This window comes from Pseudomonas sp. Arb-4-2C (assembly GCF_055755015.1).
On record NZ_CM146899.1, the window covers coordinates 4,341,394 to 4,358,140 of the forward strand.

General features: G+C 59.3%; 15 protein-coding genes and 1 tRNA gene. 8 read left to right on the forward strand and 8 right to left on the reverse strand.

Annotated features, from left to right (window positions below; genetic code table 11):
* The first annotated feature begins 47 nt into the window (after positions 1–47).
* Both AC0J41_RS19700 and AC0J41_RS19705 read left to right on the forward strand, forming a co-directional pair.
* Positions 48–410, forward strand: coding sequence for a DUF5064 family protein (locus AC0J41_RS19700; RefSeq protein ID WP_025112804.1), 363 nt, complete (start codon positions 48–50; stop codon positions 408–410).
* A gap of 213 nt (positions 411–623) precedes the next feature.
* Positions 624–2,132, forward strand: a complete 1,509-nt coding sequence (locus AC0J41_RS19705; protein WP_025112803.1) for a sigma-54-dependent transcriptional regulator — start codon at positions 624–626, stop codon at positions 2,130–2,132.
* Positions 2,133–2,161: 29 nt separating this feature from the next.
* Here AC0J41_RS19705 and AC0J41_RS19710 read toward each other — a convergent pair whose 3' ends face one another.
* A complete protein-coding gene (locus tag AC0J41_RS19710) occupies positions 2,162–3,124 on the reverse strand; it encodes an IS110 family transposase (RefSeq protein ID WP_473013377.1) in 963 nt (320 codons plus the stop codon).
* A 612-nt stretch (positions 3,125–3,736) separates the two neighbouring features.
* Here AC0J41_RS19710 and gcvH point away from each other — a divergent pair.
* The 6 genes from gcvH (at position 3,737) to AC0J41_RS19740 (ending at position 10,946) form a co-directional block, all read left to right on the forward strand.
* Positions 3,737–4,120, forward strand: a complete 384-nt coding sequence (gcvH, locus tag AC0J41_RS19715) for a glycine cleavage system protein GcvH (RefSeq protein ID WP_025112802.1) — start codon at positions 3,737–3,739, stop codon at positions 4,118–4,120.
* An 11-nt stretch (positions 4,121–4,131) separates the two neighbouring features.
* Positions 4,132–6,984 (forward strand): aminomethyl-transferring glycine dehydrogenase, encoded by a 2,853-nt coding sequence (gene gcvP / locus AC0J41_RS19720; protein ID WP_473013378.1) that lies wholly within the window; start codon positions 4,132–4,134, stop codon positions 6,982–6,984.
* A gap of 207 nt (positions 6,985–7,191) precedes the next feature.
* Positions 7,192–8,568, forward strand: a complete 1,377-nt coding sequence (locus AC0J41_RS19725) for an L-serine ammonia-lyase (RefSeq protein ID WP_473013379.1) — start codon at positions 7,192–7,194, stop codon at positions 8,566–8,568.
* Between the two features lie 51 nt (positions 8,569–8,619).
* The gene (gene gcvT, locus AC0J41_RS19730) at positions 8,620–9,744 is read left to right on the forward strand and encodes a glycine cleavage system aminomethyltransferase GcvT (RefSeq protein WP_473013380.1); all 1,125 of its coding nucleotides are present in this window, start codon (positions 8,620–8,622) and stop codon (positions 9,742–9,744) included.
* 403 nt (positions 9,745–10,147) lie between these two features.
* Entirely contained in the window at positions 10,148–10,360 is a 213-nt protein-coding gene (locus AC0J41_RS19735) for a cold-shock protein (protein ID WP_007934683.1), read from the forward strand.
* Between the two features lie 97 nt (positions 10,361–10,457).
* A complete protein-coding gene (locus AC0J41_RS19740; protein ID WP_025112798.1) occupies positions 10,458–10,946 on the forward strand; it encodes an RDD family protein in 489 nt (162 codons plus the stop codon).
* 136 nt (positions 10,947–11,082) lie between these two features.
* On the opposite strand, the gene nadA is transcribed toward AC0J41_RS19740, so the two are convergent.
* The 7 genes from nadA to tolB all read right to left on the reverse strand — a co-directional run bounded on the left by nadA (position 11,083) and on the right by tolB (position 16,730).
* A complete protein-coding gene (gene nadA / locus AC0J41_RS19745; RefSeq protein ID WP_025112797.1) occupies positions 11,083–12,141 on the reverse strand; it encodes a quinolinate synthase NadA in 1,059 nt (352 codons plus the stop codon).
* 271 nt (positions 12,142–12,412) lie between these two features.
* Positions 12,413–12,488 (reverse strand) — tRNA-Lys (locus AC0J41_RS19750).
* 62 nt (positions 12,489–12,550) lie between these two features.
* On the reverse strand, positions 12,551–13,243 hold the full coding sequence (queC, locus tag AC0J41_RS19755) for a 7-cyano-7-deazaguanine synthase QueC (RefSeq protein ID WP_473013381.1): 693 nt from the start codon (positions 13,241–13,243) through the stop codon (positions 12,551–12,553).
* 1 nt (position 13,244) lies between these two features.
* Positions 13,245–13,892, reverse strand: a complete 648-nt coding sequence (gene queE, locus AC0J41_RS19760) for a 7-carboxy-7-deazaguanine synthase QueE (RefSeq protein WP_207847997.1) — start codon at positions 13,890–13,892, stop codon at positions 13,245–13,247.
* A gap of 167 nt (positions 13,893–14,059) precedes the next feature.
* Positions 14,060–14,893 carry a tol-pal system protein YbgF gene (gene ybgF / locus AC0J41_RS19765; protein ID WP_025112794.1) on the reverse strand — a complete coding sequence of 278 codons (834 nt, stop codon included), beginning with the start codon at positions 14,891–14,893 and terminating at the stop codon, positions 14,060–14,062.
* 6 nt (positions 14,894–14,899) lie between these two features.
* Positions 14,900–15,397: a peptidoglycan-associated lipoprotein Pal gene (gene pal / locus AC0J41_RS19770; protein WP_003178634.1), complete on the reverse strand. Its 498-nt coding sequence runs from the start codon at positions 15,395–15,397 to the stop codon at positions 14,900–14,902.
* 52 nt (positions 15,398–15,449) lie between these two features.
* Positions 15,450–16,730, reverse strand: coding sequence for a Tol-Pal system beta propeller repeat protein TolB (gene tolB / locus AC0J41_RS19775; RefSeq protein WP_177327372.1), 1,281 nt, complete (start codon positions 16,728–16,730; stop codon positions 15,450–15,452).
* Positions 16,731–16,747 lie beyond the last annotated feature (17 nt).

The window sequence follows — 16,747 nt, forward strand, 5'->3', positions numbered from 1 at the left end:
GCAGGCTCAGGGTCTGCCCTTCTCCCATGCCTTGAAAGGAGAAACCCATGGCCCAATTCGAACCCGGTCATTTGCATATTGAGCGGCATGCGTTGACGCCGGATGACGTCAGCTACAACGTGCACCTCGACTATGAGTTATTCACCGATCCTGGAAAAGGCAAAGGCATCCAGTTCACCCTGCACGGCAGCATCCAGGGCAAGGACATGAAAGAGACCTTCTTCCTGCCCAAGGAGGAGGCGTACAACTTTGCCAACAACGTGACACGAATTGCCGAGAAGTACGGGATTCCCAGGACGCACAGCCAGATCGGCTCGGTGCACAAGCATTACGATCTGATGTTTGAAGACATCCGGGTGCAGTTGAATATGAAATCCGGCGACCCGGTGAACATCGAACACTTCGAATAACCCGAACACAGCACACTCCCCCCCTGTGGGAGCGGGCTTGCTCGCGAAGGCGTCAGGTCAGTCACCATACATGCTGTCTGACCTGACGCCTTCGCGAGCAAGCCCGCTCCCACAAGAGATCTGTGTAGCGCTGAAAAGCGCCATACATTTCACCATTGCCCCGCCCCAAGGCATACTTGCCACCCTCCGCACTGCAGAACACTGAACCGCCCCATGCGTATCCACGTCAGCTTCATCGACCGCGTCGGCATCACCCAGGAAGTCCTGGCTATCCTCGGTGGGCGTAATCTCAATCTGGATGCGGTGGAGATGATTCCGCCCAACGTCTACATCGACGCGCCGACCTTGAGCCCGCAAGTGCTCGAAGAACTCAAAGATGCGCTGTTTCGGGTGCTCGGTGTGGAGGCGGTGACCGTGGTCGATATCCTCCCCGGCCAGCGTCGGCACTTGCAGCTTGATGCATTGCTGGCGGCGATGACCGACCCGGTACTCGCCCTCGACAGCGCCGGGAAAGTATTGCTGGCGAACCCGGCGCTGATCGCGTTGTACGGCCGCGAACCGGCCGGTGAGAGTGTCGCGGAACTGTTCAACGATCCTGGCCTGCTGGAAACCCTGCTCGAACAAGGTTTCCGTCTGCCGCTGCGGGAAATCACCGTCAACGGCCAGACTCTGTTGCTCGACGCCACACCGATCACCGACGCCGGCGCGCTGCTGACCCTCTATCAGCCGAACCGCATCGGCGAACAACTTTCCGCACTGCACCACGACCATGCCGAAGGTTTCGATGCGTTACTGGGCGAGTCCCCGGCGATCCGCACCCTCAAGGCGCGCGCTCAACGCGTTGCCGCCCTGGATGCGCCGCTGTTGATTCAAGGTGAAACCGGCACCGGTAAAGAACTGGTCGCCCGTGCCTGCCACGCGATCAGTGCGCGGCACAGCGCGCCTTTTCTGGCATTGAACTGCGCAGCGCTGCCGGAGAACCTCGCCGAAAGCGAACTGTTCGGCTACGCCCCAGGCGCCTTCACCGGCGCGGCGCGCGGTGGTAAACCGGGGCTGATGGAACTGGCCAACCAAGGCACGGTGTTTCTCGATGAGATCGGCGAAATGTCACCGTACTTGCAGGCGAAATTGCTGCGTTTCTTGAACGACGGCAGCTTCCGCCGCGTTGGCGGTGATCGTGAGGTCAAGGTCAATGTGCGCATTCTCAGCGCGACCCACCGCGATCTGGAAAAAATGGTCAGCGAAGGCCTGTTCCGCGAAGACCTGTTCTATCGCCTCAACGTGCTCAACGTTGAAGTGCCGCCGCTGCGCGAACGCGGTCAGGACATTCTGCTGTTGGCGCGCTACTTCATGCAGCAAGCCTGTGCGCAGATTCAGCGTCCGGTTTGCCGCCTCGCCCCCGGCACCTATCCGGCGTTGCTTGGCAACCGCTGGCCGGGCAACGTGCGGCAATTGCAGAACGTGATCTTCCGCGCCGCCGCGATTTGCGAAAGCAGCCTGGTGGATATCGGCGATCTCGACATCGCCGGCACCTCGGTCGCACGGCAAACCGACAGCGACGTCGACAGCCTCGAACAAGCTGTGGAAGCGTTTGAGCGATCGCTGCTGGAAAAACTCTACGTCAGCTACCCCTCGACCCGCCAACTGGCGAGCCGCCTGCAGACTTCGCACACGGCGATTGCTCATCGGCTACGCAAATACGGCATTCCCAACAAGCCCTGAACCGGACTCGGTCAAAAATGTGGGAGATTCTATGTTGCAGGGGAACCCTGCAACCTCACATTCGGTTGGTATTCGCTCTGATTTTTCATGAGAGCGAATGCCACTCGGCAGAGCTTGCGGGCGAGGATGACCAAGGCTTGAGTTCTGGCCAGACCTCTTGCCAAGTAGGACTCATAGAACGGTTTCCAAACAGGAGACCGGCAGGCAGCCATTGCGGCATTGTGCGCAAGACGCCTTAACTCTCCATCACCTTTTTTGCTCAGGTGGCGAGGACTGTGCTTTTTCCCTGAGTCCTTTGCCCTCAAGTCCATCCCCAAAAAGGCTATAAAAGCGTCGGCGCTGGCGAAATCACCACGCATAAAAGTGGTAGCCAAGCCCGTGGCCGTCAACTCACCGATCCCTTCAATCGCCTTACAGCGCCGGATATTTTCGGTGATGCCCGCCTCCTCGCTGATTTCGCGCAGCAATTTCTGAATCACCTGTTCAGAGCGTTTGAAGTGTTCCCGCTCTTGGACCGAGAGTTCTTTCAAAAGAGGTTCGCTTGACCAGCTCAGCATGAGGCCAGCGTGGTTTTTTACCAGCTGTGCACGCTTATTAAGCAGGCTTTTCAGCACGGTATAGAGCTGAGGAGGTGGACTCCAGACCCGCAGTCGTTGCTGCTCGCTGGAAAGATAACGCGCCAGCAGGCGCGCATCGCAGGGGTCAGTTTTTGCTCTCTGACCAACACCTTCGCGGTAATGGCTCACCCGGTAAGGGTCCACAATATAAACACGGTGCCCCATGCCGTGAGCCAGCTCAGCCGTATCGAGGTGGTAAAGGCTCGTGGCCTCCAGGGCAATCGAGCTATGAGCAGGTAGGGTCTTGAGCCAGCGGCCAATCGATGCGCGATCGTTGCTGATGAACTGGATATTTTTCAAGTCTTCGCGGTAAACGACGATTTCGGCCTTGGCGACATCGATACCAACTACCGTTGGCGAGGTAAGGATTGTCATGACGAATCCTCGGAGCTAGGGTTTAGGTGCTTGTTGGGGTCTACCGTAGCGCTGGCTTGCCTCTATCGTCGGTTCTACCGATGAATTCTTTATCGGCGCTTTAGGTAGAAGGGGCGGAACGAGAAGTCTCCCACGGTCCGTACTGGCTAGAGTCGGAATCGAGCTTTTAGTCCCGCCCACCCCTTCAAGTCTAAACATACAAGCGGGCTTGCTCGCGAATGCGGTGTGTCAGTCACCATAAATACTGGCTGACCCGACGCCTTCGCGAGCAAGCCCGCTCCCACAGGGTATGTGGCGGATTGGAAATCCTTTCAAAAACGACCTCAATCTGTACTGAAAGCGCTACAGCGGAACGATATCGCTACACCCTCCTTCAACGACCGCTGTGCAAGGCTTTGATCCGCTTCAGCTTTTTTACCTGCCCTGATCTGTAGCGATTTCGCTACACGCCTCGTCCCTCCGTCCTCAGCTAAATCCAATAACTCATTGTTTTATAAAGATAAATTCAAGATGGCCGCGTTCTTGCTAAGTAACCGCTCATAAAATCAGGGCATTACCGCCCCAGCCTTCCACCGCGTCCACCAGACGAGTCTGGCCCCCTTAGGAGTTTCCATGAGCGAGTTGCGTTTTACTGAAGATCACGAATGGCTGCGCACCGAAGCTGACGGCAGCGTTACTGTCGGCATCACCGCTTTCGCGCAGAACGCCCTGGGCGACGTGGTGTTCGTGCAACTGCCTGAGCTGCAGGCATACGAAAAAGGCGCTGAAGCCGCCACCGTGGAATCGGTGAAAGCCGCCAGCGGCGTGTACATGCCCCTCGATGGCGACGTGCTGGAAGTCAACCCGGCGCTGGAAGACGCTCCAGAACTGGTCAACGAAGATCCGCTGGGCGAAGGCTGGTTCTTCCGTTTCAAACCAAGCGACGCATCGGCCGTGGCGAAACTGCTGGATCAGGATGCGTACGACCGTCTGATCAAAGCCCAAGCCGAAGCCTGAGGAGTAGCGCCATGACCCAAGTAAACCTCGGCACCGCCAACGAATTCATCGCCCGTCATATCGGCCCGCGCGCCGGTGACGAGCAGGCCATGCTCAACAGCCTCGGCTTCGACTCGCTCGAAGCCCTGAGCGCCAGCGTCATCCCGGAAAGCATCAAGGGCACCAGCGTGCTCGGCATGGACGATGGCCTGAGTGAAGCCGACGCCCTGGCGATGATCAAATCGATCGCCGGCAAAAACCAGCTGTTCAAGACCTACATCGGCCAGGGCTACTACAACTGCCACACGCCATCACCGATCCTGCGCAACCTGCTGGAAAACCCGGCCTGGTACACCGCTTACACGCCGTACCAACCAGAAATTTCCCAGGGCCGTCTCGAAGCGCTGCTGAACTTCCAGACCCTGATCAGCGATCTCACCGGCCTGCCGATCGCCAACGCTTCCCTGCTCGATGAAGCTACCGCCGCTGCCGAAGCCATGACCTTCTGCAAACGCCTGAGCAAGAACAAGGGCAGCCACCAGTTCTTCGCCTCGATCCACAGCCATCCGCAAACCCTCGACGTGCTGCGCACCCGTGCCGAGCCGCTGGGTATCGATGTGGTCGTGGGCGACGAGCGTGAACTGAGCGACGTGACGCCGTTCTTCGGCGCGCTGCTGCAATACCCGGCCAGCAACGGTGATGTGTTCGACTACCGCGAACTGACCGAACGCTTCCACGCCGCCAACGCGCTGGTGGCCGTGGCTGCCGACCTGCTGGCCCTGACGCTGCTGACCGCCCCGGGCGAGTTTGGCGCCGACGTCGCTATCGGTTCTGCGCAACGTTTTGGCGTGCCGCTGGGCTTCGGTGGCCCGCACGCCGCGTACTTCTCCACCAAGGATGCGTTCAAGCGCGACATGCCGGGCCGTCTGGTCGGCGTCTCGGTTGACCGTTTCGGCAAACCGGCCCTGCGTCTGGCGATGCAGACCCGCGAGCAACACATCCGCCGCGAGAAGGCCACGTCGAACATCTGCACGGCACAGGTGCTGTTGGCCAACATCGCCAGCATGTACGCCGTCTACCACGGCCCGAAAGGCCTGACGCAGATCGCCAACCGCGTGCATCACCTGACCGCGATTCTGGCCAAGGGCCTGAGCGCACTGGGCGCTAATGTCGAACAAGCCAGTTTCTTCGACACCCTGACCGTGGCCACCGGCGCACAAACCGCCGCGTTGCACGACAAGGCGCACGCTGCGCAGATCAACCTGCGCGTGATCGACGCTCAGCGTCTGGGCCTGTCGGTGGACGAAACCACCACTCAGGCTGACATCGAAACCCTGTGGCGCCTGTTCGCCGACGGCAAGACCCTGCCGGACTTCGCCGCACTGGCCGCCTCGGTGCAAAGCACCATCCCGGCCGCGCTGGTACGTCAGTCGCCAATCCTCAGCCATCCAGTGTTCAACCGTTACCACTCCGAAACCGAGCTGATGCGCTACCTGCGCAAGCTGGCGGACAAGGACCTGGCCCTGGATCGCACCATGATCCCGCTGGGCTCGTGCACCATGAAACTCAACGCCGCCAGCGAAATGATCCCGGTGACCTGGGCCGAATTCGGCGCCCTGCACCCGTTCGCCCCAGCCGCACAAAGTGCCGGTTACCAGCAACTGACCGACGAACTGGAAGCGATGCTCTGCGCCGCCACCGGTTACGACGCGATCTCGCTGCAACCGAATGCCGGTTCGCAAGGTGAATACGCAGGCCTCCTGGCGATCCGCGCCTACCACCAGAGCCGTGGCGATGAGCGCCGCGACATCTGCCTGATCCCCTCGTCCGCCCACGGCACCAACCCGGCCACCGCCAACATGGCTGGCATGCGCGTGGTCGTGACCGCGTGCGATGCGCGTGGCAACGTCGACATCGAAGACCTCCGCGCCAAAGCCATCGAGCACCGCGAACACCTCGCCGCGCTGATGATCACCTACCCGTCGACCCACGGCGTGTTCGAAGAAGGTATCCGCGAAATCTGCGGGATCATTCACGACAACGGCGGCCAGGTATACATCGACGGCGCGAACATGAACGCAATGGTCGGCCTCTGTGCACCAGGCAAGTTCGGCGGCGACGTCTCGCACCTGAACCTGCACAAAACCTTCTGCATTCCACACGGCGGTGGCGGCCCGGGCGTCGGCCCGATTGGCGTCAAGTCGCACCTGACTCCGTTCCTGCCGGGCCATGGCCAGATGGAACGCAAGGAAGGCGCGGTCTGCGCAGCACCGTTCGGCAGCGCGAGCATTCTGCCGATCACCTGGATGTACATTCGCATGATGGGCGGCGCGGGTCTCAAACGTGCTTCGCAACTGGCGATCCTCAACGCCAACTACATTTCCCGTCGCCTCGAAGAGCACTACCCGGTGCTGTACACCGGCAGCAACGGTCTGGTGGCGCACGAATGCATTCTCGACCTGCGTCCGCTGAAAGACAGCAGCGGCATCAGCGTTGATGACGTCGCCAAGCGCCTGATCGACTTCGGCTTCCACGCCCCGACCATGTCGTTCCCGGTAGCGGGCACGCTGATGATCGAGCCGACCGAAAGTGAATCCAAGGAAGAACTGGACCGCTTCTGCGACGCCATGATCCGTATCCGCGAAGAAATCCGCGCAGTGGAAAACGGCACCCTGGACAAGGACGACAACCCGCTGAAGAACGCCCCGCACACCGCAGCAGAACTGGTTGGCGAGTGGACCCACCCGTACAGCCGCGAGCAAGCGGTGTATCCAGTGGCGTCGTTGATCGAAGGCAAATACTGGCCGCCGGTCGGCCGTGTCGACAACGTGTTCGGCGATCGCAACCTGGTGTGCGCCTGCCCGTCGATCGAAAGCTACGCTTAACCGGATGAGGGGCGGGTTGACCTGCCCCGATTTCAGCAAAACCATAGATCCCAAAGTGGGAGCGGGCTTGCTCGCGAATGCGGTGTATCAGTCGCCATCAATGTTGCCTGACACACCGCATTCGCGAGCAAGCCCGCTCCCACAGGGGATTTGTGTCCAGCCTTGAGCTTGCGCCAATTCCTATAACAAGAAACCGGAGAACCACTCATGTCGTTAAGCGTGTTCGACCTGTTCAAGATTGGCATCGGTCCCTCCAGTTCCCACACCGTCGGCCCGATGCGTGCCGCTGCGCGCTTCGCCGAAGGCCTGCGCCGGGACGACCTGTTGTCTGCAACCAGCACCCTCAAAGTCGAGCTGTACGGCTCGCTCGGCGCCACCGGCAAGGGGCACGGCAGCGACAAAGCCGTGTTGCTCGGCCTTGAGGGCGAACACCCCGACACTGTCGACACCGAAACCGTCGCCACGCGCCTGCAAGAGATTCGCGGCAACGGCCGGCTGAAGCTGCTCGGTGAACACAGCATCGCGTTCAACGAAAAAGAACACCTGGCAATGATCCGCAAGCCGCTGGCCTATCACCCCAACGGCATGATCTTCCGTGCGTTCGACGCGGCGGGAATCCAGATCCGCAGCCGCGAGTATTACTCGGTCGGCGGTGGTTTCGTGGTCGACGAGGATGCCGCCGGTGCCGACCGCATCGTCGAAGACGCCACGCCGCTGACCTTCCCGTTCAAAAGCGCCAAGGACTTGCTTGGCCATTGCGCCACTTATGGGCTGTCGATCAGCCAGGTGATGCTGACCAACGAAAGCGCCTGGCGTCCGGAGGCGGAGACCCGCGCCGGCTTGCTGAAGATCTGGCAAGTGATGCAGGACTGCGTGGCTGCCGGATGCCGCAACGAAGGCATCCTGCCGGGCGGGCTGAAGGTCAAGCGCCGGGCGGCGGCGCTGCATCGGCAATTGTGCAAGAACCCGGAGTCGGCGCTGCGCGATCCACTGTCGGTGCTCGACTGGGTCAACCTGTACGCGCTGGCAGTCAACGAAGAAAACGCCAACGGCGGGCGCGTGGTGACTGCGCCCACCAACGGCGCGGCGGGGATCATCCCGGCGGTGCTGCATTACTACATGCGTTTTATCCCGGGTGCGAATGACGACGGCGTGGTGCGCTTTCTGCTGACCGCCGCCGCTATCGGCATTTTGTACAAGGAAAACGCCTCGATCTCCGGCGCCGAAGTCGGCTGTCAGGGCGAGGTCGGCGTCGCCTGTTCGATGGCGGCCGGCGCGTTGTGTGAAGTGCTCGGCGGCAGCGTGCAGCAAGTCGAGAACGCTGCGGAAATCGGCATGGAACACAACCTTGGCCTGACCTGCGACCCGATTGGCGGGCTGGTGCAGGTACCGTGCATCGAGCGCAACGCGATGGGCTCGGTGAAGGCGATCAACGCGGTGCGCATGGCGATGCGCGGCGACGGACAACACTTCGTCTCGCTCGACAAGGTCATCCGCACCATGCGCCAGACCGGCGCCGACATGAAAAGCAAATACAAGGAGACCGCCCGTGGCGGTCTGGCGGTCAACATTATCGAATGCTAATTAGCCCCCTCTCTCTTGGGGAGAGGGTTGGAGTGAATCAAGGAGTTCCGCATGTCCACCGAACCATTGTCGAAAACCCCGCTGCACGCTCTGCACCTCGAACTTGGCGCCCGCATGGTGCCCTTCGCTGGCTACGACATGCCGGTGCAATACCCGCTCGGCGTGATGAAAGAACACCAGCACACCCGTGAGCAAGCCGGACTGTTCGACGTCTCGCACATGGGCCAGATCCGTCTGACCGGTGCCAACGCTGCCAAGGCCCTGGAAACCCTGGTACCGGTTGACATCATCGACTTGCCGGTGGGCATGCAGCGTTATGCGATGTTCACCAACCAGAGCGGTGGCATCCTCGACGACCTGATGGTCGCCAACCTCGGCAACGACGAACTGTTCCTGGTGGTCAATGCCGCCTGCAAGGATCAGGACCTGGCGCATCTGCAAAAACACATCGGCGATCAGTGCACCATCACGGAGCTGTTCGAAGCGCGCGCCCTGCTCGCCCTGCAAGGTCCGGCAGCCGTCACCGTACTGGCCCGCCTGGCGCCTGCAGTCGCGAAGATGACCTTCATGCAGTTCGCCCGCGTGAATCTGCTGGGCGTGGATTGCTTCGTCAGCCGTTCCGGTTACACCGGTGAAGACGGTTTCGAGATCTCGGTACCTGCAGCTGACGCGGAAAAACTCGCCCGCGCTCTGCTCGCTGAGCCTGAGGTCCAGGCCATCGGCCTCGGCGCCCGCGATTCGCTGCGCCTGGAAGCCGGCCTGTGCCTGTACGGCCACGACATGAACACCGACACCACACCCATCGAAGCCAGCCTGTTGTGGGCGATGTCCAAACCTCGCCGTGCCGACGGCGCGCGGGCCGGCGGTTTTCCGGGGGCAGAAAGCATTTTTGCTCAGCAGCAGAACGGCGTCGCCCGCAAACGCGTCGGCCTGCTGCCACAAGAACGCACACCCGTGCGTGAAGGCGCAGAAATCGTCAACGAAGCCGGCGAGATCATCGGCAGCGTGTGCAGCGGCGGCTTCGGGCCGACCTTGGGCGGCCCTTTGGCGATGGGTTACCTCGACAGCGCTTATGTCACCCTCGACACACCAGTCTGGGCCATCGTCCGTGGGAAAAAGGTGCAAATGCTTGTAAGCAAAATGCCATTTGTTCCACAACGCTACTACCGCGGTTGATTGACTGTTTCTATAAGTAACGCGATTGCGTTATGCGTGCACTAATGTGTAACGCAATCGCCACAAAAAAGTGCATTTTCTAACATTCGATTCGAATATGAACTTTGCTTATAACGATCGAAAACAATTGAACCCGCTAATCGTCCAAGCCGCACTAGTGAACTGACTAACTGCCAGCAGGGGCAGGAAAACCGGGGCCTTCGCGGGGCTTGTTTTTTCTCCCGTAGTTGGCGTAGAGTTTGTCCACTGTGTTTGCATGGGTCAGCTTGGAATCGTGACCTGGGCAGTAGCCTACAAGTTAGCTACATCCCGTTCGACGTCTTCTTACTCTCCTGCAACCAGCCCCAGTACTCTTTCATGAGGAAGAGACTGTCATTAATTTTTGCGTCAAAGGAAATAAGAAATGTCCCAACGTCAGAGCGGTACCGTCAAGTGGTTTAACGACGAGAAAGGTTTTGGTTTTATCACTCCAGAAAGCGGTCCGGATCTGTTCGTGCATTTCCGCGCTATTCAGGGCAACGGCTTCAAAAGCCTGAAAGAAGGCCAGAAAGTGACCTTCGTTGCAGTGCAAGGCCAGAAAGGCATGCAGGCTGACGAAGTACAAGCAGAAGGCTAATCTTCTGTAACGAAAAAGCCCCTGATATTGATATCAGGGGCTTTTTTGTGCGCGCGAATCCGTAAAATGGCGCTTCATTTTGCGTCCAGAGGCTGCCATGTCGAAAAACCTGCTCACTCCCCAGGGCGATTTTCCTGCCGTAGGCCTCGGTCGACGTTTGGCCGCGATGTTTTATGACTTTCTGCTGTGCACCGCCCTGCTGATCGTGACCGGCTTCGTTTACAAACTGATCCAGGCAGCGATCATCGGCGAAGAGCGTCTGCGCGCAATGACCGATGCCGGCAAACTGGATGGCGATCCGCTGTACTCCACTGTATTGCTGCTGGTGCTGTTTGCGTTCTTCGCCAAGTTCTGGACCCATGGCGGCCAGACACTGGGCATGCAGGTGTGGGGGATTCGCGTACAGAACGCCGATGGCAGCGCGATCAGCCTGTGGCAGGCACTGCTGCGCTTCATGGTGTCGATCGCTTCGTGGCTGTGCGCAGGGCTCGGGTTCTTCTGGTCGCTGTACGACAAACAGAAGCGCACCTGGCACGACATCTACTCCGATACCCGCCTGGTACGGATTCCGAAGAAAACCAAATAACCCTCCAAAACGCAGAAACAACTGTGGGAGCGGGCCTGCTCGCGAAGGCATCGTATCAGTCGAGTTAGATGTTGACTGATATGACGCCTTCGCGAGCAAGCCCGCTCCCACAGGTTTTGTATGCTGCCTTTAGAGCTTAGGCGTTACCCGCCAGCTTCATCCGCGCAGCCTGAGTAAAGTCCAGCATGCGCTTCAAAGGCCGGATCGCCTGCGGAATCAGCGCCGGATCAACAAAGATCTCGTTCGTGCCTTCCTTGAGGCTCTTGAGCGTTCGCTCAAGGGTGTTCATGGCCATCCACGGGCAATGTGCGCAACTGCGGCATGCGGCGCCGTTACCGGCGGTTGGCGCCTCGATGAAGACCTTGTCCGGGCACAGCTGCTGCATCTTGTAGAAGATGCCGCGATCGGTAGCGACAATCAGGGTCTTGTTCGGCAGGCTTTGCGCGGCAGCGATCAACTGGCTGGTCGAACCGACGGCATCCGCCAGTTCGATCACCGAGGTCGGCGACTCCGGGTGCACCAGAATGGCGGCGTCCGGGTACAGCGCCTTCATGTCTTCAAGCTGCTTGGACTTGAACTCCTCGTGAACGATGCAGGCGCCGTCCCACAGCAGCATGTCGGCACCGGTCTTGCGCTGGATGTAAGTACCCAGATGCTTGTCCGGGCCCCAGATGATGGTCTCGCCGTTGTCCATCAGGCTTTCGACGATCTCCAGCGCGCAACTCGACGTCACGACCCAGTCAGCCCGGGCTTTGACCGCTGCGGAGGTGTTGGCGTACACCACCACCGTGCGCTCCGGGTGCTGATCACAGAACGCCGAGAACTCATCTACCGGGCAACCCAGGTCCAGCGAGCACGTCGCGTCGAGGGTCGGCATCAGCACGCGTTTTTCCGGGTTGAGAATCTTCGCGGTCTCACCCATGAATTTCACGCCGGCGACCACCACGGTCTTGGCCGGATGGGCGTTACCGAAGCGGGCCATCTCCAGGGAATCGGATACACAGCCTCCGGTCTCTTCGGCCAGGGCCTGAATCACCGGATCGCAATAGAAGTGGGCAACCAGCACCGCGTCCTGAGCCTTGAGCTCGGCAGCGATGGCGGAACGGTAATAGGCCTCTTCCTCGGCACTCAGCGGTTTGGGCTGTTTGGCATCGAGGTGGGCTTGAACCAGAAGGCGTTCGGAAATCTGCGTCATGTTCGCAAGACCTGCAGGCGCTTTCGCGCGAAAGTCGAGTATACACCCGGCTCCGGACCGCTTGAGGGTACCGCCGGGAGAGTGAGTATTATCAGGCACGGACAGCATTGAAGCTGCGCAAGGCTACAGAATATCCCGTTGATACAAAAGATGATTCTGACCTGTGTCAGCACCGACGGCGCTGAGGAAATGCTCACCCGAATCGCAGGCAAAAAAAAACCCGGAAATCCTCACTTTCGTGGGCCTTCCGGATTTTCTAAACCGCCAAATATGGTGGGTCGTGTGGGATTCGAACCTACGACCAATTGGTTAAAAGCCAACTGCTCTACCAACTGAGCTAACGACCCGCTGTGTGGTGGCGCGTATAATACTGATTTTTAAGGACTATTCAACACCTTTTTGAAAAAAATCAAAAATAATGTGTTGGGTCGTCCACACCAGCGGCCGCAAAGCCCTCTGCACGCAGGCGGCAGCTGTCGCATTTACCGCATGCGCGGCCTTCATCGTCGGCCTGATAGCAGGAAACAGTAAGACCATAATCCACACCCAGCTTCACGCCGGCCTGGACGATCTGCGCCTTGCTCAAGTTCTGCAGCGGCGCCTGAATGCGGAAGCCATTGCCTTCCACGCCCGCCTTGGTCGCCAGGTTGGCCATACGCTCGAACGACTCGATGAACTCGGGACGGCAATCCGGGTAACCGGAGTAATCCACCGCATTGACGCCGATGAAGATGTCACGGGCGCCGAGCACTTCAGCCCAGCCCAATGCCAGCGACAGGAACACCGTGTTGCGTGCCGGCACGTAAGTCACCGGAATGCCCTCACCCAGCGCCTCAGGAATGTCGATGCTGGTATCGGTCAGGGCCGAACCGCCCATGCCGTTCAGGTTCAGGCCAATGACCTTGTGCTCGACCACACCCAGATCACGGGCAACACGGGCGGCGGCGTGCAGTTCAGCGTGAGAACGCTGACCGTAATCGAAGCTCATGGTGTAGCAGGCGTAACCTTCAGCCCGGGCCATCGCCACGACCGTGGCTGAGTCCAGGCCACCGGACAGCAGGATTACTGCGCGTTTTTCACTCGTGTTCATTTGTTCAGTCATCTCAGCGCCCCGGCTCATCATTCCATAGATATTTATGCAGCTGCAGTTGCAACCGCACTGGCAGATTATCTGCCACCACCCAGTCCGCCAGATCCCTCGCGTTGAGGTCATGGTGACTTGGAGAAAACAGAACTTCGCCGGCACGTCGATCGAGCCCGTACTGGATCAGTTTGGAAACTGCCCAGTCATAGTCTTCCCGCGAACAGATGACAAACTTCACCTGGTCGTTGGGAGTCAGCAGCTCGATATTCTCGTAACGGTTGCGATGGGCCTCTTTCGAGCCGGGTGTCTTCAGGTCGACAACGCGACTGACTCGCGAGTCGACTGCCGAAACGTCGAGGGCACCGCTGGTTTCCAGCGAGACCTCGTAACCGGCATCACACAAGCGCTTGAGCAAGGGAATGGCATTGGGCTGTGCCAGCGGCTCACCGCCAGTGACACACACATAGCGCGGGCGGAACCCGGCCACTTGCTCAAGGATGTCGTCGAGGGTGCGGATCGTACCGCCAGTGAACGCGTAGGCGCTGTCGCAGTATTGGCAACGCAATGGGCAACCGGTCAGGCGCACAAAAACCGTGGGCAGCCCGGCAGTCCGCGTTTCCCCCTGCAACGAGTAGAAAACTTCGGTGATTCTCAATGTGTCTTGCATAGTCGCCACGGGCGTAACAGCTAAACAGGCTGTCCGCCTCCGTCAGGCACTTCAGATAACCCCGCCAACGCGCAGGCCATAAGAAGCGTGTTTCAGAAAAAGGGCGTGAATTCTAACGAAAAAACCCGCGACAAGCGCGGGTTTCTTCCAAACGGGGTGAAGCTCAATTACATACGTTGCAGATCGCGTTGGGCCAACTGGGCTGCGGAGGTCCCCGGGTATTGGGAAACCACCTGCTGCAGAATGCCTTTGACCTTGTCGGTGTGACCGAGGCGGCGCTCTACGTCAGCCAGCTTGTACAGCGAATCCGGCACTTTGGCATGCTTGGGATACAGTTGCGAAACCTTGGCAAACGCTTGACCCGCACCTTGCAGATCGCCTTTTGCCAGATTGACTTCGCCCAACCAGTACTGGGCATTGCCCGCGTACTGGCTGTTCGGGTATTTGCGCAGGAATGCCGAGAAAGCCTGGCTGGCCTTGTCGAAATCCTTGGCTTTGATCAGATCGAAAGCCGCATCGTAATACAGCTTTTCCTTGGCCGGATCACCCGGTTCACTGCTCGCAGCAGGTGCCTGGGCAGCAGCCCCGGCGCCAGCGGCAGCACCGGCAGCAGCACTTGCATCGCCACCGGCAGAAGAATTCTCAGGAGTCGCGGCAGGTGCAGCACCGGATCCTATGCGCCGATCAAGATCCTGGTATCGCTCCAGTGACTCTTGCTTCATGCGCGCAACCTGATTCTGCAGTTCTTCGATCACACCTTGCTGGCGCGATATCTGATCCTGCATTTGTTGCAATTGGTTGAACAGCATGCCCTGTGCCGAGGCAGGGGCCGAAGCCGCTCCCCCGGCATAGGCGCCGTTCGTACCGTAACCTGCAGGCGGATAACTGCTCCCGCTATTGTTATAACCGGAGTTGTCATCGACCACAGGAACCGCAGCCCACGCCGCAAGCGGCGCGAGGCTGAGAGCCAGAACAGTTACAGCACGACGGCACGTTCGCATATCGAATTACTTACGCAGTTCGACGCGACGGTTTTGAGCCCAGGACTGCTCGTCGTTGCCGGTAGCAACTGGACGCTCTTCGCCGTAGGAAACCAGTTCCAGCTGAGCTGGGGAAACACCTTGCAGTACCAGGTAGCGCTGAACGGCTTTCGCACGACGCTCGCCCAGTGCCATGTTGTACTCACGAGTACCACGTTCGTCGGTGTTGCCTTCCAGAACAACGCGAGCGCCGTTTGCTTTCAGGTCTTTGGCGTGAACGTCCAGAGCGCGCATGGCTTCTGGCTTCAGGTCCGAGCTGTCGTATTCGAAGTAGAAGGTGGTGATTGCGCGCAGAGCAGCTTCTTCGCTCAGGGAACCGTCAACGGCACCAGTGTTTGCGCCGTAACCAGCGTTTGGATCAACAGCGCCTTCACCGGCGTTGTCGCCGCCTTTGGACGAGCAACCTACAGCTACAGCCATGGCCAGAGCCAGCGCAGCAAATTTACCAAACTTCAGCATTTCCATCGTGAAACTCCTAATGAACCCCAGTGTGTTAAGTAAAACGTGTAGCGCCGCGTCAGTTCAGGTAAGGGGACCAGGACGGTTCTCTGACTTCGCCTTGAGCGGTAGGAAGCGGGAGCCTCACGCGTCCATTAATGGACACGAGCATCAAGACTCCCCGGCCCTGCTGGCGGGTGGCGTAGATTACCATGGTGCCGTTGGGCGCAACAGTAGGCGACTCGTCCAGAGTGCTATCAGTTAGGATTTTTACACTTCCGCGCTGCAAATCCTGAGCCGCCACCTTGAAATTGGTGAAACCGTCCTGACGATGGATCATCACCAGGGTCTTTTCATCAGCCGAAAGCTTCGGGTTGGCGTTGTAGTTACCGATGAAGGTCACTCGCTCCGCACCGCCGCCACTGGCGCTGGTTTTGTAGATCTGTGGTTTGCCGCCACGGTCCGAGGTGAAGTAGATGGTCGAACCATCCTTGCCCCAGTACGGTTCGGTGTTGATGCCAGGCCCTGCCGTCACGCGAGTGATCTGACGCGAACCCAGGTTCATCACATAGATGTCCGGGTTGCCGTCCTTGGACAGCACGAAGGCCAGGCGATTGCCATCCGGCGACCAGGCAGGCGCGCCGTTCAGGCCTTCGAAGTTGGTGATCTGCTCACGGCGACCGGTGTCGATGTTCTGCATGAAGATGCGCGGACGCTTCTGCTCGAACGACACGTAGGCGATACGCTTGCCATCCGGTGCGAAACGCGGCGACAGGATCGGCTCGCGCGATTGCAGCAGGGTCACGGCGCGGGCACCGTCGTAGTCCGAACGCTGCAGGGTGTAGCGAGTGTTCTTCTCGGAGAAACGCTCGGCTGTCACGTACAGCAGACGGGTCGAAAACGCACCTTTGATGCCGGTAAGTTTTTCGAACGACTGGTCGGAGATGTAGTGCGCCATGTCACGCAGTTGCTCGGTGGTACCGGAAACACTGCCGTCAGCCACTTTCTGTTCGGTGGCCACGTTGAACAGCGCCCATTGCACCTGCAGGCGACCGCCCGCTGGAACAATGCTGCCGACCATCATGTATTGAGCACCCACCGCCTTCCAGTCACGGAAGATGATTTCACTCGGCTGGCTTGGCTGGGCAATCATGTTCTGCTTTGGAATCGGCGAGTAGTAGCCCGAGTTCCGCAAGTCATTACCAATGATTTCTGCCATGTCGTCCGGCAGCACTGCACCGCCCTGGAAACCGAATGGTACGACGGCGATCGGCGTTGCCCGATCGCTGCCGCTGGTGACCAGAATGTTCTTTTCATCAGCCATCGCGATCCCTGCCATGCAGCAGATCACGACCAGCATTCCTCGAAGAAGGTTTC

Excerpts from the sequence above, each read along its gene's own strand:
- AC0J41_RS19700 (WP_025112804.1), top strand. The coding sequence starts at position 48 with ATGGCCCAATTCGAACCCGGTCATTTGCATATTGAGCGGCATGCGTTG.
- AC0J41_RS19705 (WP_025112803.1), top strand. The coding sequence starts at position 624 with ATGCGTATCCACGTCAGCTTCATCGACCGCGTCGGCATCACCCAGGAA.
- AC0J41_RS19710 (WP_473013377.1), bottom strand. The coding sequence starts at position 3,124 with ATGACAATCCTTACCTCGCCAACGGTAGTTGGTATCGATGTCGCCAAG.
- gcvH (WP_025112802.1), top strand. The coding sequence starts at position 3,737 with ATGAGCGAGTTGCGTTTTACTGAAGATCACGAATGGCTGCGCACCGAA.
- gcvP (WP_473013378.1), top strand. The coding sequence starts at position 4,132 with ATGACCCAAGTAAACCTCGGCACCGCCAACGAATTCATCGCCCGTCAT.
- AC0J41_RS19725 (WP_473013379.1), top strand. The coding sequence starts at position 7,192 with ATGTCGTTAAGCGTGTTCGACCTGTTCAAGATTGGCATCGGTCCCTCC.
- gcvT (WP_473013380.1), top strand. The coding sequence starts at position 8,620 with ATGTCCACCGAACCATTGTCGAAAACCCCGCTGCACGCTCTGCACCTC.
- AC0J41_RS19735 (WP_007934683.1), top strand. The coding sequence starts at position 10,148 with ATGTCCCAACGTCAGAGCGGTACCGTCAAGTGGTTTAACGACGAGAAA.
- AC0J41_RS19740 (WP_025112798.1), top strand. The coding sequence starts at position 10,458 with ATGTCGAAAAACCTGCTCACTCCCCAGGGCGATTTTCCTGCCGTAGGC.
- nadA (WP_025112797.1), bottom strand. The coding sequence starts at position 12,141 with ATGACGCAGATTTCCGAACGCCTTCTGGTTCAAGCCCACCTCGATGCC.
- queC (WP_473013381.1), bottom strand. The coding sequence starts at position 13,243 with ATGACTGAACAAATGAACACGAGTGAAAAACGCGCAGTAATCCTGCTG.
- queE (WP_207847997.1), bottom strand. The coding sequence starts at position 13,892 with ATGCAAGACACATTGAGAATCACCGAAGTTTTCTACTCGTTGCAGGGG.
- ybgF (WP_025112794.1), bottom strand. The coding sequence starts at position 14,893 with ATGCGAACGTGCCGTCGTGCTGTAACTGTTCTGGCTCTCAGCCTCGCG.
- pal (WP_003178634.1), bottom strand. The coding sequence starts at position 15,397 with ATGGAAATGCTGAAGTTTGGTAAATTTGCTGCGCTGGCTCTGGCCATG.
- tolB (WP_177327372.1), bottom strand. The coding sequence starts at position 16,730 with ATGCTGGTCGTGATCTGCTGCATGGCAGGGATCGCGATGGCTGATGAA.